Source organism: Arthrobacter sp. NPDC090010 (assembly GCF_044748305.1).
Lineage (GTDB): Bacteria > Actinomycetota > Actinomycetes > Actinomycetales > Micrococcaceae > Arthrobacter_E.
Window position 1 is genome coordinate 70,340 of sequence record NZ_JBIVFT010000005.1, and the last position, 15,403, is coordinate 85,742.

Consider the following 15,403-nt stretch of genomic DNA (forward strand, 5'->3'; position numbering starts at 1 on the left):
AGGACGGAATTAAAAAAGGATTCTTGCGCTCCAAAATCTATCACACGGACGGCCTTCCTCAGGGCGCCTCAGACCCCTCCCGGAGTGATCCGCCCCACCCGGAACGGCACGCCCGGAACACTGTGCCCGCTGGCCCGCAGGAGGAGGACTCAATAGCATGGGAGCACCATGAGCACTCCATTCCACGACCCTTCGGGCTCTCCCGGCCAGCAGCCTGGATTCTGGCAACAACCGGGACCCGGTGCCCCGACGAGCCCTGTTCCGGACGAGCAGAGCCTGAACCCGAGCTGGATCGGGCGGGTCGATCCTGACTCCTACACTCAGCCTGGTGCCACCGTCCCGGGCGCACCGCCGTTGCCTCAGCTGCCATTGCCTCAGCAGAGTCCCGTGCAGGATCAGTGGCCCCAGCAGGGAGGCTGGCAGCAGGACCAGGCCTGGAACCCGAACCCAGGGTGGCAGCAGCAGGGGTACTGGCAGGCCGGACCCCAGGGCTTCCAGCATGCCACCCCGCAGAACGCGCCCTCAGGACAGGGCTGGCAGCAGCCTTTCCCGCATCAGCCGGCCCCGCAGTATCAACAGGCCGCGGCTTATCCCTTCCAGGATCCCCGGCTGCTGGCAGGAGCCCGCGTACACCGCAACATCAACCCGGCCACGTTGACGCTGATGATCATCGGCGGCGTCCTCGCCTTCCTGAGCCTGGTGCTGGTCCTGCCCCTGCTGCTCTCGAACGTCGGCGGCCAGGGCTTCCTCGGCGGGTTCTTCGCCTCTCTGATCCCCTTGGCGATCGTTCTCACAGCCGTCTACTTCATGGACCGCTGGGAACCGGAGCCCCGTAAACTCCTGCTGTTCGCGCTGCTCTGGGGCGCCACCGTGGCCGTCGCCACAACCGTGATCATCCAGCCGTTCTTTCTGACGCTGGCACCTGAAGGATCCACCAAGGACGATCTGCAGACGTTCCTCGCGACGGTCGAGGCGCCCATCGTGGAGGAGTTCTCCAAGTCCCTCGGTCTCTTGCTGCTGGCACTGCTCGCCAGGAAGTATTTCGACGGCCCGGTGGACGGACTGGTCTATGCCTTCACGATCGCGGCGGGCTTCGCGTTCACCGAGAACATCCTCTATTTCGGCCGGATCTACGTCGAGGAGGAGGGTGCAGGGCAGACTTTCTGGACGATCGTGTTCCTGCGCGGCATCCTCTCCCCCTTCGCCCATGCCCTGTTCACCGGCACCACGGGCCTGCTGATGGGGTTCGCTGCACGTCGCTGGAGCCGGGGCCTCACCGTGGCCGCCTTCTTCGTCGGACTGCTCCCTGCGATGTTCCTGCATCACCAGTGGAACAGCATGGGCGAGGACTTCCTCTGGCTTTACATCGTCATCCAGATGCCGCTCTTCCTCCTGGCTGTCGTCGGATTCATCCTTCTCCGGGTCGCCGAGGCGAAACTCACCCGTGCGCGGCTGAGCGAATACGCCGCTGCGGGCTGGCTCACCTGGGCGGAGGTCGGCTTGTTCGCCACCGGTTCGGGACGCCGGGCGGCCAAACACTGGGCATCGCAATGGGGCCGTCAGAAGCCGATGCGGGATCTCATCCGCACCGCCACCGCTTTGGCGTACACCCGGCAACGGATCCTCAGCGGGCGAGACCTGGTGCGCCTGCAGCAGGACGAGCACCGGCTGCTGGATCGCCTGGGACAACTCCGCGGCGTCGTCGCAGGCTGAGTCCGCGGCACAACAGCCGCTTGACGACGACGGCGGCCCACCCCTTGCCGGGGTGGGCCGCCGTCGTCGTCGCTGCCGGCTCAGGCCAGCAGCGTGGGCTTCAGTTCCTTCAACCGGCCCAGCAGGCCGTTGATGAAGGCGGGAGAATCGTCCGTGGAGAGCGTCCGGGCGAGACTCACGGCCTCGCTGACGGCGACACTGTCCGGGACTTCCTCGTTGTACAGCAGTTCCCAGGTTCCGATGCGCAGGATGACGCGGTCCACATTCGGCATGCGGTCCAAGGTCCAGCCCTGTGCATAGGTGGTCAGGAACTCGTCGATCGTCTCCTGCAAAGCAGTCACGCCCTCGACCACTTCGACGGTGTACGGGTTGATGGTCTGCTCAGTGTGCAGGCGGCGCTCCTGGATGACCGAATACGGCGTGACAGCACGCTGCTCGGCTTCGAACAGAATCTCGAGGGCCCTGCTCCGGGCCTTGCCGCGGGCACTCACTAGTCGGTGACCCGACCCAGGTAGCTGCCGTCGCGGGTGTCGACCTTGACGCGGGTGCCCTGCTCCAGGAACAGGGGCACCTGGATCTCGTAACCGGTCTCCACGGTGGCGGGCTTGGTGCCCGCGGAGGAGCGGTCGCCCTGCAGGCCGGGCTCGGTGTAGGTGATCTCGAGGATGACGCTGGCAGGCATCTCGAGGTACAGCGGGGCGCCGTCGTGCATGGCGATGATGACCTGCTGGTTCTCCAGCATGAAGTTCTTGGCATCGCCCACGATCTCGGGCGTCACGGTGAGCTGGTCGTAGTCCTGGACATCCATGAAGACGTAGTCGACGCCGTCCTGGTACAGGTACGTGTAGTCACGACGGTCGACCGTGGCGGTCTCGATCTTCAGGCCGGCGTTGAAGGTCTTGTCGACCACCTTGCCGGAGAGGATGTTGCGCAGCTTGGTGCGGACGAAGGCGCCGCCCTTGCCCGGCTTCACGTGCTGGAATTCGATGACGTTCCAGAGGTTGCCCTCCAGCTTGAGGACCGTACCGTTCTTGATGTCGTTCGTGGTTGCCACTGCAGCCTCTTTCCCGATGCCAGCCGGGGCGCCGGGAAGACGCGTCCAGCCCTTAATTGTCAAAAAACCGTTAACCATTCTACCGTGTCGCACACGGTGCCCCGGGCACGGGCTCGATCAGGCCTGTTCGCGGGAATGCCTCGCCTGTTGCAGAGCGACCGTCGAGGAGTAGATCAGCTCCGGGCTGGCGTGCGCCGCGACCCGCAGTTCCAACGCCTGTTCGAAGGCGTCGGCGCTCCGGGCGAAGTCCCCGGAACTGAAGTACGTGTTGCCGAGATGCTGCAAGATCTCCGCTTCATGATCGGTGCCCCGGTACTGCGCAAGGAGGCGCCTGAGCCTCTCGAAGGCGGCCTCGAAGCGACCCCGGGTGTACAGGATCTCGGTGTCCAGCAGGAGCAACTCGTACGATTCCGGGGCCACGATGCGGGCTTCGGCGAGCAGCTCGGCGGCTTCATTCCCCCGGCCCCGCACCATCAGCACGAACACCTCGGCCCACGGACGCGTGTCGCCGGCCAGCGTCTGATCGACCAGGTCCTCATCGACCACTTCGCAACGCCGGGTCAAGGGGTTCACCTTGATGCCCGGGAACCCCGATTCGGGCCATTCCGAGGTGTCCGAGGCCAGCTCACTCATGCGTCGGCCACCTCCTGGTAGGCGGCGAAGAGCAGGGAGGTGTCGGGCACCTCCAGCAGACCCGGCTTGCCGATGCCGTCCAGGACGACGAATCGCAGGAGATCGCCGCGGGACTTCTTGTCGCGGCGCATACCGTCCAGCAACGCCGCCCAGCGGTCGTTGCGGTAGCTCGTAGGCAGGCCGAAGCTCTCCAGGATGGCCCGGTGCCGGTCGGCGTCGGCGTCGCTGAGGCGGCCCACGCTGCGCGCGAGCTCCGCCGCGAACACCATGCCGACGGAGATCGCGGCGCCATGTCGCCACGAGTAGCGCTCGCTGAGTTCGATGGCGTGCCCGAGGGTGTGCCCGTAGTTGAGGATCTCCCGCAGCCCGGATTCCTTGAGATCCTCAGACACCACCTTCGCCTTGACCGCGATCGAACGCTCGATCAGTTCGCGCAGCACGGGAGACGCCGGATCCAGCACGTCCTGTCCGTGCTCTTCGAGCAATTCCAGGATCCGCGGGTCGGCGATGAAACCGCACTTGATGACCTCGGCCAGTCCGGAGACCAGTTCATTGCGGGGCAGCGTGGCCAGGGTGTCCAGATCCGCCAGGACCGCCGCCGGAGGGTGGAACGCGCCCACCAGGTTCTTGCCCTCGGCCGTGTTGATGCCGGTCTTTCCCCCGACGGCCGCATCGACCATGCCCAGAACACTGGTGGGCATGTGAATGACCCGCACACCGCGCAGCCAGGTCGCCGCGACGAAGCCTCCCACATCGCTGACGGCTCCGCCGCCCACCGTCACCACGGCGTCGCTCCGGGTGAAGTCGTTCTGACCCAGGACCTGCCAGCAGAAGGCGGCCACCTGGATGTGCTTGCCCTCCTCGGCGTCCGGGATCTCGGCGGTGACCGCGGTGAAGCCCGCGTTCTCAAGCTCATCGCGGACCGCGTCGCCCGTCAGACGCAGAGCCCGCGGGTGGATCACCAGGACTCGCTTGACGCGCTCCCCCAGCCGCTGCGGCAGCTGGGCGAGCAGACCGCGGCCCACCACGACGTCGTAGTTGTCCTCCGGGCGGGATCCGGTCACCTTGATGATGGTTTCGGGCTGAGTCACTCTGTGCCCTCCTTTGCTGGGGTTCCGGGCGTTTCGAGCGCCCGGGCGATCTGCAATGCGAAGTCCTCGGGGCTGCCGTGCCGTACATCCACCGTGAGGTCCGCCACGGCCTCGTAAAGTGGCCGGCGCTGGTCGAAAAGGGCCAGCCAGCGTTCCGCGGCGTCGCCGGTGAGCATGGGGCGGCCGGTGTCGCGGGCGATTCTCGGCAACACGGTGGCCAGGTCCGCCTCAAGGTAGACGACGTGCGAGGAGGCGATGGCCTCACGGGACCGTTCGGAGCCCAGAGAACCGCCTCCGAGAGAGACGATCCTGGGGGCTTCCGGATGGGACACGGCGATGTCACCGGCCACGGCACGCGCCACGACCTCGGCCTCCAGAGCACGGAATGCTTCCTCTCCGCGCGCTTCGAAGAAGTCGCTGATGGGACCGTTCTCCTGGACGAAGACCTCGTCCGTGTCAACGTACTCCCCCTGCAGCAATGCAGCGAGGGCACGGCCGACGGCGCTCTTCCCGGCGGCCATGGGGCCGACCAGGACGATCGCGATTCTCTCGTGAGCCTTGTCCAAAGGCATCTGGGCTCCCTGCGGTGTCAGTTGCCGGAGGAGCCGAGCTCCTCCGGGATGGCGGCCAGGTACTGCTGGAGATTGCGCCGGGTCTCGGCGACGGAGTCCCCTCCGAACTTCTCCAGCACGGCCTCGGCCAGGACCAGTGCGACCATCGCCTCCGCGACGACGCCCGCGGCCGGAACCGCACAGACATCCGAACGCTGGTGATGGGCCTTCGCGGCCTCACCGGTGGTGACGTCCACGGTCTGCAGCGCCCGCGGCACGGTGGCGATCGGCTTCATGGCCGCCCGTACCCGCAGCACGGTACCGATGCTCATGCCGCCTTCGATGCCGCCGGCGCGGTTGCTCACCCGGGCGATACGTCCGCTCTCGTCCTTGACGATTTCATCATGGGCGGCGGAACCCCGCCGGGCCGCGGTCGCGAAGCCGTCGCCGACTTCGACGCCCTTGATGGCCTGAATGCCCATCAGCGCGCCGGCCAGCCGTGCATCCAGACGACGGTCCCAGTGGACGTAGCTGCCGAGCCCCGGCGGAAGGCCGTACGCGAGCACTTCGACGACACCTCCGAGGGTCTCCCCCTCCTTGTGTGCCGCGTCGACTTCGGCGACCATCGCGTCCGACGTCGCCCGGTCGAAGCAGCGCAGCGGGTCGGCGTCGAGGGCGATGAGATCCTCAGGACGCGGCAGCGCGGTGCCATCCGGAACCGATACGGTCCCCACGGCCGTGGTGTGGCTGATCAGTCCGATGCCCAGCTGAGCGAGGAACTTGGCCGCGACCGTGCCGAGCGCGACACGCGTGGCGGTCTCGCGGGCGCTGGCACGTTCCAGGACGGGGCGGGCCTCGGCGAAGCCGTACTTCTGCATGCCCGTGAAGTCGGCATGACCGGGACGCGGGCGGGTGAGAGGCGCGTTGCGGGCGGACGTCGCCAGTTCCTCGGGGTCCACGGGGTCGGAGGACATGACCCGCTCCCACTTGGGCCATTCGGTGTTGCCGACCTGGATGGCCACAGGGCCGCCCTGAGTCAGGCCGTGCCGGACACCGCCGATGATGGTGACCTCGTCCTGCTCGAACTTCATGCGCGCGCCGCGGCCATAGCCGAGACGACGGCGGGCGAGGGCGTCACGGACGTCCTCGCTGTTCAGCTCGACTCCTGCAGGGACGCCTTCTACGATCCCGACCAGCGCAGGGCCATGGGATTCACCAGCGGTTAACCAACGAAACATAGCTCCATCCTGCCATGTTGGGAACGGATCATCCGCGTCGGGGCGCGTTCACTGCGTCACACATCACATCGATGACGCGGGCAGCCGAGTCGGCTCCGGCACCGGTGAAAAGAAGCACCTGCTCGACGGCCTGGTACAGCAGCATCTCCAGTCCTGGGACCACGATCCCGCCCTGACGCGCGAAGGAATCGGCCAGAGCACTGGGCCACGGATCGTAGGCGACGTCCAGGAGCAGAGGGCGCAGCTCCGTGCCGAAGACGCCCTGGTCCAGGGCCGCGGCCAGGGGGTCCGCAGCCCGCGGCGGCAAGGTGGAGATGACGATGTCGGACTCCCCCAGGCGTTCTGCCGCGCCGTCGTACGACAGGACCTCCAGGCGGATGCCACAGGCCTCAGCGGCCCGGTGAGCCTCGGCGGCCCGTGCGGTGTCTCGCACGAAGAGCCGGACCGTCTCGTGCCCCAGCCGCGCCAGGGCGGCGATCGCGGCGGCGGAGGTCCCTCCGCCGCCCAGGACCGCGGACTTCCGGCCGAGCGTCGCCGGGGCGTCCGCCCCGTGCAGAGTGTCCAGGCCGGACGCGTGCCGCAAGGCGTTCACGATCCCCATGACATCGGTGTTGTGGCCCGTCAGCCTGGGTCCGGTGGGTCCGTGCCCGAAGGTCACCGTGTTGAGCACGCCCAGCTCGGCCGCCGCACCGACACATTCGTCGACCTCGAGCGTCATGGCCTTCTTCAACGGCATGGTCACCGACAGCCCGCACCAGGATGCATCCCGGCGGACCTCCGCGATGAAGCCGCGCAAGTCCTCCACATCCACGTCGATGGCCGTGTAGTCGGCGTCGAAGCCGAGTTCCCGGTATGCCGCGCGGTGCAGCAGTGGCGACTTCGAGTGCGAGATCGGGTGGCCGAGGACCGCCGCGCGACGGCTCATTGACAGCGTCCGGCGTTGGCGCTGCACCAGTTCTGGTAGAGCTGAACGTTCTTGTTGTGCTCCGCCAGGGTGGCCGCGAAGCGCGTCTCGCCCGTGTCGAGGTTGATCGTCACCCAGTACAGGTAGTCCGAGGACTTGGGGTGCGCCGCCGCATCGATGGCCAGCTTGCCGGGCGAACCGATCGGGCCCACCGGCAGGCCGGGGTTGGCGTAGGTGTTGTACAGATTGCTCTTGTCCGCCTTCTCCTCCGCGGTGAGCTCATAGCTCTTCCGTCCGAGACCATACGTCACGGTGGCGTCCGACTGGATGTAGCCGAGCGTCTCCGGGTTGTGCTGCAGGCGGTTCATGATGGCGCCGGCAACAGTCGGGTAGTCCGCGCGGCCCGCTTCGGCCTGCACGATCGAGGCAATGGTGAGGCTCTGGTACTGCTTGTCCGGATCCGTGATGCCCTGCGACTTCAGTTCGTCCTGCGTGCCCTTGACGAGCTCGGCGATGACCTGTTTGGCCGTGGCCCCGAGCGGGAAGCGGTACTCGCCCGGGAAGAGGTAGCCCTCCAGGTTCTTCGCCTTGGTGGACACCCCGAATTGGGCCGGCTTGCTGTTGAGGGCCTGAAGATCCTTCAGCGCCAGTCCCGTGCCCTTGGCGATGGCGTCCAGGGATTCGTTGACGCGCAGGCCCGCCGAGAGGGCCACGTAGGAGACCTTGTCATTGCCGCCGCCGGAGAGGACCGTGACGGCATCCGAGGCACGCATGCCTTCCTTGAAGGTGTACTTGCCGGGACGGAGAGTCACCTCCGCCGCGGCGAAGGCCTTCGTGAAGGTGCCGGCATCGGCCACCACTCCGGCGTCCTTGAGAGAATTGGCCACCTGCGTGACCGACGAGCCCTCAGGGACGTCGATGGCCACGCTTCCGGTGCCCGGGCCCGGGAAATCGGTGACCCGGTTCCAGCCCAGACTCGGGCCGATGACCTGAACGGCGGCGAATCCGCCACCTCCCACCAGCAGGAGGGAGAGGAGCACTGCGATCCAGCCTCGCAAGCGACGATGCTTACGCGGGCTGGCGGATTCCTCGTGGAACGCGGTCTTGCCCGGGTGGACGGGTTCCTGCTCGGGCTCTGCCGAATGCAGGAAATGGAAGCTGTGGTCCGGCGCCGCCTCATGAAGGCCGTGGTGTTCCTCGGTGACCGTGCCGGCCGCCGCCGTCTGAGGCTCGGTCGTGCTGCCGGGCCGGGTTTCCACGATGGGATGCTGTCCGGTGGCCGTCTTGTGACCGTGAGCCCGTGGAGCCAGGCGTCCCGGTTCCGGGGCCGGGTAGAAGTGCTGCGCATGGGATGCCGCGGGAACCGGAGAGATCCGTGCAGTGCGTGGCTCATCCAACGGCGCGGACGACGCCGGAGGAACCGGACCCTGCACGGCGGCGGGCTGGACGGCCGGAGCCTCCGTCTGGTCTTCAGAGGCACGGCGGACATCGCGCGGGCGGCGCAGCTGATGCGGCTCGGCGGGTTGTCCCTTCGCCGGCTCTGACGGGCGTGACACGGGAACCGACTGCTGCGGGAGGCCGGGCGTGGCCTCGGAGTCGCGTGCAGCGGGCTGCCTGGCGGCCGGCGTGTCTCGGGTTTCCGCAGGCTTTTCAGGATTGCCGCGCGGCAATTCCTCGAGTTCCTGGTCGAAAGGAGCCGAAGCACGTGCCGCGCGTTCCTGCTCGCGACGCTCGGCCAGCATCCGCTCCCGCGCTCTCAGCTCACGGCGGGTCAGAGGCATGCCCTCGTTCTGTGGGACGCCGGAGTCCGTGGGGCCGCTGTTCTCCGTGCTCAACTCTGGGTGCCTCCGTCATTCACCGTGCCACGGAACTCCCGGGCACTCACGCGCGTCCCCACTTCTGCGCCGTGGCGTTTCTGCATGTCAAGCGCCTGCTGAAGGATGTTGACAGCCGCCACTTGGTCAACCACTTTACGGTGTTCCCGGCTGTCGACTCCAGCTTCGTGCAGTGCTCGGTGCGCCGTTACAGTGCTGAGACGCTCGTCGACCAGGGCCACATAGGCGTTCTGCCCAGCCTCGGCCAGCCGATCCGCCAACAACTGCGCGTAGTCCACTGCCATCCGGGTCGAGGAGCTCTCGCCACCTCGAAGCGTCCTCGGAAGACCCACGAAAACCCAGCGGGCCTCGCGTTCCTGCGCTTGCCTGACGAGCACCGCGATGTCCGAATTCTTCTTCGCATCACGCTGCAGCGTTTTGAACGGCGTGGCCAGGATGCCGTCGGGATCGCTGACCGCCACCCCTACCCTGGCCATGCCGACGTCGATCCCCAGCCGGACGCCGCGAGGCGCTTCCGGCTGGGGATCAGGCGTTTGCTCGTCCATACGGGCTAGCGCGTACGGATGGCGTCGACGACGGCGGCCAGCGCCGCTGCGATCTTGCCTGCGTCGGTGCCACCGCCCTGGGCGATGTCGTCCTTGCCGCCGCCACCGCCACCGAGGATTCCCGCAGCGAGGCGGACCAGGGCACCGGCCTTGACCCCCTCGGCACGCGCCGCATCGTTCACGGCCACGAGGATGACGGGACGCCCGCCGGACTCGCCGGCGACGGCCACAGCAGCGGCTTCGCTGCCGAGGCGGGTGCGGAGGTCCAGTGCGAGCGAACGGAGATCGTCGGCACCGCCGATCTGGCCGGCGTCGTGCGCGATGACCTTCACGCCTCCGGCATCGACGGCCGCGGCGAGCATCGACGAGGCCTGGGCCGCGAGCTGCTCCTTGCGCAACCGCTCCAATTCCTTCTCAAGGCTCTTGACCTTGCCCAGAGTCGCACCGATCCGCTCGCTGAGCTGGTTGGACGGCACCTTGAACATCTCGCTGAGCTCTGTCACCAGCGCGCGCTCCGCGGCGAAGTGGCGGAAGGCCTCCATGCCCACGAAAGCCTCGACGCGACGGTTGCCGGAACCCACGGACTGCTCGCCGAGGAGATTCAGCGTGCCGATCCGCGAGGTGGAGGCCACGTGGGTGCCACCGCAGAGTTCGCGCGACCAGGCGCCGTCGATCTCCACGACGCGCACCTCACTGCCGTAGTTCTCGCCGAAGAGCGCCATGGCTCCGAGAGCCTTGGCATCGTCCAGGCCCATCACCTTGGTGTCCACCCGGAAGTTGTTGCGGATGGCCAGGTTGGTGACCTCCTCGATCTCGCTCTTGGTGGCGTTGGAGAGCTGCTCGCCCCAGGCGAAGTCGAAACGCAGGTAGCCGGCCTTGTTGAAGGAACCGCGCTGGGTGGCCTCGCGGCCGAGGATCTGACGCAGTGCCGCGTGCACCAGGTGGGTGGCGGTGTGAGCCTGCTCGCCGGCGTGACGGCGCTCGGCGTCGACAGCGGCGTGCACCAGTGCGTCGGAAGCGATCTCGCCCTCACGGACGACCGCCTTGTGCACCGAGAGGCCCTTGACTGGACGCTGGACGTCCAGAACCTCCACCACGAAACCGTCGCCGGTGATCAGACCCGTGTCGGCGGCCTGGCCGCCGGCTTCGGCGTAGAACGGGGTCTCGGCGAGCACCAGTTCGATCTCGTCACCGGTGGACGCGTGTCCGGCCAGCGAACCGCCGCTCAGCAAGGCCCGCACCCGGGACTCGCTCTCCAGCTCGTCATAACCGGTGAAGACGGTCTCGCCCCCGGCCAGGACCTCGCGGAAGACCGTCAGATCGGCATGGCCGCCCTTCTTGGACTTCGCATCCGCCTGCGCACGCTGACGCTGCTCCTGCATGAGTGCGCGGAACTGCCCCTCGTCCACGGCGACGCCGGCCTCTTCAGCCATCTCGAGCGTGAGGTCGATCGGGAAGCCGTACGTGTCGTGCAGGGTGAAGGCCTCCTCACCGGAAAGGGAAGAGCCGCCGGCCTTGGCCTGCGTGACAGCCTCATCCAGCCGCGCGGTGCCCGCAGCGATCGTACGGAGGAACGCCCGCTCCTCGGCGTAGGCGATACGGGAGATCCGGTCGAACTCCAGCTCAACCACCGGGTAGACGCCCTTCATGGCGTCGCGGGAGACGGGCAGCAGCTCGGGCAGACAGGCCTCCTCGACACCGAGCAGGCGCATCGAACGCACGGCCCGGCGGATCAGACGGCGCAGCACGTAGCCACGGCCCTCGTTCGACGGCGTGACGCCGTCGGCGATGAGCATCAGAGCCGAACGGACGTGATCGGCCACCACGCGCATGCGCACGTCATCGGTGTGGTGCGGATCGTCGGCGCTCTCGGCCGAGGTGTACTCCCGGCCGGAAAGCCCGGAAGCCTTGTCGATGACCGGCCGGACCTGGTCGGTCTCGTACATGTTCTCGACGCCCTGGAGGATCATGGCCAGACGTTCCATGCCGAGACCGGTGTCGATGTTCTTCTTGGGCAGCTCGCCCACGATGTCGAACTCGACCTTCGACCGGACGTTCTCGATCTGATACTGCATGAAGACGAGGTTCCAGATCTCCACGTACCGGTTGTCGTCGGCGGCCGGGCCGCCTTCGATGCCGTAGGCCGGGCCACGGTCGTAGTAGATCTCCGAGCAGGGGCCTGCCGGGCCGGGCTGGCCGGTGGACCAGTAGTTGTCCTCCTTGCCCATCCGCTGAATGCGCTCCGCAGGGATGCCCGTGTTCTTCAGCCAAAGTTCGCGGGCCTCGTCATCGTCCTCGTAGACGGTGACCCACAGCTTCTCCGAAGGCAGCCCGTAACCGCCGGCCTCCACGGAGCTGGTGAGCAGTTCGAAGGCGAACTTGATCGCGTCTTCTTTGAAGTAGTCGCCGAAGGAGAAGTTGCCGCACATCTGGAAGAAGGTGCCGTGCCGCGCCGTCTTGCCGACCTCTTCGATGTCGCCCGTGCGGATGCACTTCTGGACGCTCGTGGCACGGCTGTACGGCGGTACCTCACGCGCGGTCAGATACGGGATGAACGGCACCATGCCGGCCACGGTGAAGAGCAGGCTGGGGTCGCTCGAGACCAGCGACGCCGATGGCACGGCGGTGTGGCCCTTGCTGACGAAAAAATCCACCCAGCGCTTGGTGATCTCCTGCGACTTCATGAGGAAGTGTCTGTCCCTTCGGCGTTTCCGGGCCATGCCCGGCGTTGCGTACTGGCGGATCGTGCATCCGCCGCGTTCAATTGTGCCTCCCGGGCCGCCACGAGGGCGAATCCCGGACCGCTGTTCCCGGGTCTGACGTCCCGGTCGGCATTCAGCGGTTCACTGCCTATTCAGGGGCGCTTCTCATCCAGTGCCAGGGCGGCACGCAGCTCGTCCTCGCGTTCCTTCATGCCGTCACGGACTTGATCGGCGAAATGGTAGACGCTGTCGGCAAGACGGCCGACGGCACGGTTGAGCCCTTCCGGGCCGATGGCACCACGGGCGTCATTGACCTTGCGAACGACGATGACGCCGATCGCGGCGCCCACGGACAACCAGAGAATCCTCTTCATCACAGATGCCTCCCTTTCAACGGCTGCGTCGGCCGGCAGGCCGGCTGCCACCCTGTTTGCGCGCCGAAAGCGCGGAGCGGACACCGTAGCTGAAGGACGCGACCTTGATCAGGGGGCTGCCCACGGTCGCGGAAACCAGCGAGGAGAGCGCCGAGAGATTGGCCGTCGCGTCGGCGACGTTGTTGGAGATCCCGTCCACCTTCTTCAACTGCTCATTGGTGGTGGAGACCGTTGCGGTCACCTCGGTCATCAACGGCTGGGCGCCGTCGCTGAGGTCCTTGATGGAGTGCCGTACCTCATCGAGAACTTTCCCGAGTTTGAGGATCGGCACTGCGAGGAACAGGACCAACAGCAGGAAGACACCGGCTGCCACCAGTCCGGCGATGTCACCGCCACTCATGACTTTTCTCCTTGTGGATCGTGGGCATGCGCTTGTCCTACCTTAGCGGTGACCGCCGGAGGACGATGCCAGGCGGAAAAAGAGAGAGCCCGCGGCCAGGGCCACGGGCTCTCTCCAGGAACTCTTAGCGAGCGTAGAATTCCACGACGAGCTGCTCTTCGCAGGTCACGGGAACCTCAGCACGCTTCGGGCGACGCACCAGGCGCGCCTGAAGGGCCTCGAGCTTGACGTCCAGGTAGGCCGGAACGGCCGGCAGGACGTCGCGGTGGGCGCCGGCAGCGGCGAGCTGCAGCGGAACCATCGGGATGCTGCGCGGGTGCACGTGGATCAGCTGACCCTCGGCCACGCGGAACGACGGGCGGTCCACGCGGGCGCCGTCGACCATGATGTGGCGGTGCACCACGAGCTGACGGGCCTGGGCGATGGTGCGGGCGAAGCCTGCACGGAGCACCAGGGCGTCCAGACGCATTTCCAGGAGCTCGACCAGGTTCTCACCGGTCAGGCCCTTGGTGCGCTTGGCTTCCTCGAAGGCGCGGGTCATCTGCGCCTCGCGGATGCCGTACTGAGCACGCAGACGCTGCTTTTCACGCAGACGCACGGCGTAGTCGGAGTCCTGCTTCTTGCGGGCACGGCCATGCTCACCGGGGCCGTAGGGACGGCGCTCCATGTACTTGGCGGCCTTGGGAGTCAGGGCGATGCCGAGGGACCGCGAAAGGCGGGCCTGACGGCGAGCACGAGTGCTGTTAGCCACTTGTGTCCTTCCAATGATGCGGTTTTCGTGGTGTTAACTGGCCTCCCGTGTGGAGAGCATCGGCAAACCGCGGCCGTGCTGCTGGGTCCAGAACGCAATCCACCTCCTGACGACAGGAGGACAGACTTCAGGCAGGACCTTGCCAGACGATCTCTAATCTTAGCACGACGGATGCCCGATCAGCCCTGTCCGCGGACGATCCCCCTCAGGCGCTCCAGCCGTGCGCTGATCTCGCGCTCAGCACCGTTGTGCGTCGGCTCGTAGTAGTCCCGGCCCACCAGATCATCGGGAGGATACTGCTGCGGCGCGATCGAATGGGGCGCATCGTGGGCGTAGATGTAGCCCTTGCCGTGCCCGAGCCCCTTGGCCCCCGGGTAATGGGCGTCCCGCAGCGGCATGGGGACATCGGTCCCTTTTCCGGAACGGACATCCGCGATCGCCTGGTCCAGCGCCATGTACGAGGCGTTCGACTTGGGAGCCGTTGCGAGATGGACCACCGCCTGGGCCAGCATGATGCGGCCCTCCGGCATGCCGATCAGCTGCACCGCCTGGGCGGCGGCCACAGCGGTCTGGAGAGCCGTCGGGTCCGCCATGCCGATGTCCTCCGAGGCGGAGATGATGATCCTCCGGGCCAGGAACCGCGGATCCTCCCCCGCCTCGATCATGCGGGCCAGATAGTGCAAAGCCGCGTCGACGTCCGAACCACGGATCGACTTGATGAAGGCGCTGATCACGTCATAGTGCTGATCACCCTGCCGGTCATAGCGGACCGAAGCCTTGTCGATGGCCTGTTCCGCCTGCGCGAGATGCAGCACCGACCGTTCGCCGTTGTCCTCCCCCAGTGCGACGCCGGCCGCAGCCTCCAAGGAGGTCAGGGCGCGCCGCGCGTCCCCGCCCGCGATCCGCACCAGGTAATCGAGCGCATCGGCGTCGACGTCGATCTTGCCGCCCAGGCCTCGCTCATCACGGATGGCCCGTTCCAGCAGGCCCTTGATATCCGTCTCCTGCAACGGCTTGAGCGTCAGGAGGATGGAACGCGAAAGGAGCGGCGACACCACCGAGAATGAGGGGTTCTCGGTGGTGGCGGCGACGAGGATCACCCAGCGGTTCTCAACCCCTGGCAGCAGGGCGTCCTGCTGCGCCTTGTTGAAACGGTGGATCTCATCGAGGAACAGAACCGTGCCCTGCCGATGCAGGTCCCGGCGCTGGAGCGCCTCGTCCATGACCCGCCGCACATCCTTGACTCCCGCCGTGATCGCGGAGAGCTCCACGAACTTCCTGCCGGGGGCGTTCGCGATCACATGGGCCAGGGTCGTCTTGCCGGTCCCCGGAGGGCCCCAGAGAATGATGCTGGAAGGTCCTACCGCGGACGGCTCCCCGGAGGATTCCGCCAGCGTCCGCAGTGGCTGCCCCGGGCCGAGGAGATGCTGCTGCCCGACCACGTCGTCGACGGTACGTGGACGCATCCGCACCGCCAGAGGTGCCATCGTGTATGCAGGGCGGCCGTTCTCATCCAGTGGGGACTCTCCGGCGTCGTCCTGGGAAAAGAGATCGGCCATGCCCCAAGCCTAGTACCGCACGCGCCCGGCACCGTCGGCGCCGGGCCCTGATG

The 15,403-nt window shown here is 67.0% G+C and carries 15 protein-coding genes; 1 reads left to right on the top strand and 14 read right to left on the bottom strand.

The window, feature by feature from the left end; all coding sequences use genetic code 11:
• The first annotated feature begins 168 nt into the window (after nt 1-168).
• Nucleotides 169-1,713, top strand: a complete 1,545-nt coding sequence (locus ACIPXZ_RS09460; protein ID WP_400592921.1) for a PrsW family glutamic-type intramembrane protease — start codon at nt 169-171, stop codon at nt 1,711-1,713.
• 80 nt (nt 1,714-1,793) lie between these two features.
• Here ACIPXZ_RS09460 and nusB read toward each other — a convergent pair whose 3' ends face one another.
• The 14 genes from nusB to ACIPXZ_RS09530 form a co-directional block, all read right to left on the bottom strand.
• The gene (nusB, locus tag ACIPXZ_RS09465; RefSeq protein WP_400592923.1) at nt 1,794-2,204 is read right to left on the bottom strand and encodes a transcription antitermination factor NusB; all 411 of its coding nucleotides are present in this window, start codon (nt 2,202-2,204) and stop codon (nt 1,794-1,796) included.
• Nucleotides 2,204-2,767 carry an elongation factor P gene (efp, locus tag ACIPXZ_RS09470; RefSeq protein WP_400592926.1) on the bottom strand — a complete coding sequence of 188 codons (564 nt, stop codon included), beginning with the start codon at nt 2,765-2,767 and terminating at the stop codon, nt 2,204-2,206. The genes nusB and efp overlap by 1 nt, the downstream gene beginning before the upstream one ends.
• Nucleotides 2,768-2,884: 117 nt before the next feature.
• Nucleotides 2,885-3,400, bottom strand: coding sequence for a tetratricopeptide repeat protein (locus tag ACIPXZ_RS09475; RefSeq protein ID WP_400592929.1), 516 nt, complete (start codon nt 3,398-3,400; stop codon nt 2,885-2,887).
• Nucleotides 3,397-4,491, bottom strand: coding sequence for a 3-dehydroquinate synthase (gene aroB, locus ACIPXZ_RS09480; RefSeq protein WP_400592932.1), 1,095 nt, complete (start codon nt 4,489-4,491; stop codon nt 3,397-3,399). The genes ACIPXZ_RS09475 and aroB overlap by 4 nt, the downstream gene beginning before the upstream one ends.
• Nucleotides 4,488-5,063 carry a shikimate kinase gene (locus tag ACIPXZ_RS09485; RefSeq protein WP_400592934.1) on the bottom strand — a complete coding sequence of 192 codons (576 nt, stop codon included), beginning with the start codon at nt 5,061-5,063 and terminating at the stop codon, nt 4,488-4,490. Before ACIPXZ_RS09485 ends, aroB begins: the two co-directional genes overlap by 4 nt.
• Before the next feature lie 17 nt (nt 5,064-5,080).
• Nucleotides 5,081-6,280: a chorismate synthase gene (gene aroC / locus ACIPXZ_RS09490; protein WP_400592936.1), complete on the bottom strand. Its 1,200-nt coding sequence runs from the start codon at nt 6,278-6,280 to the stop codon at nt 5,081-5,083.
• Between the two features lie 28 nt (nt 6,281-6,308).
• Complete coding sequence (locus ACIPXZ_RS09495; RefSeq protein WP_400592938.1) at nt 6,309-7,205, bottom strand: shikimate dehydrogenase; 897 nt, start codon at nt 7,203-7,205, stop codon at nt 6,309-6,311.
• Nucleotides 7,202-9,019, bottom strand: a complete 1,818-nt coding sequence (gene mltG / locus ACIPXZ_RS09500; protein WP_400592941.1) for an endolytic transglycosylase MltG — start codon at nt 9,017-9,019, stop codon at nt 7,202-7,204. Before mltG ends, ACIPXZ_RS09495 begins: the two co-directional genes overlap by 4 nt.
• Nucleotides 9,016-9,564, bottom strand: coding sequence for a Holliday junction resolvase RuvX (ruvX, locus tag ACIPXZ_RS09505; RefSeq protein ID WP_400592944.1), 549 nt, complete (start codon nt 9,562-9,564; stop codon nt 9,016-9,018). Before ruvX ends, mltG begins: the two co-directional genes overlap by 4 nt.
• Nucleotides 9,565-9,569: 5 nt before the next feature.
• Entirely contained in the window at nt 9,570-12,248 is a 2,679-nt protein-coding gene (gene alaS, locus ACIPXZ_RS09510) for an alanine--tRNA ligase (RefSeq protein WP_400592947.1), read from the bottom strand.
• A gap of 170 nt (nt 12,249-12,418) precedes the next feature.
• On the bottom strand, nt 12,419-12,640 hold the full coding sequence (locus tag ACIPXZ_RS09515; RefSeq protein WP_400592949.1) for a DUF6167 family protein: 222 nt from the start codon (nt 12,638-12,640) through the stop codon (nt 12,419-12,421).
• A 16-nt stretch (nt 12,641-12,656) separates the two neighbouring features.
• Nucleotides 12,657-13,040: a DUF948 domain-containing protein gene (locus ACIPXZ_RS09520; protein ID WP_400592952.1), complete on the bottom strand. Its 384-nt coding sequence runs from the start codon at nt 13,038-13,040 to the stop codon at nt 12,657-12,659.
• A gap of 124 nt (nt 13,041-13,164) precedes the next feature.
• The gene (gene rpsD, locus ACIPXZ_RS09525; protein WP_400592955.1) at nt 13,165-13,791 is read right to left on the bottom strand and encodes a 30S ribosomal protein S4; all 627 of its coding nucleotides are present in this window, start codon (nt 13,789-13,791) and stop codon (nt 13,165-13,167) included.
• Nucleotides 13,792-13,970: 179 nt separating this feature from the next.
• On the bottom strand, nt 13,971-15,350 hold the full coding sequence (locus ACIPXZ_RS09530; RefSeq protein WP_400592958.1) for a replication-associated recombination protein A: 1,380 nt from the start codon (nt 15,348-15,350) through the stop codon (nt 13,971-13,973).
• Nucleotides 15,351-15,403 lie beyond the last annotated feature (53 nt).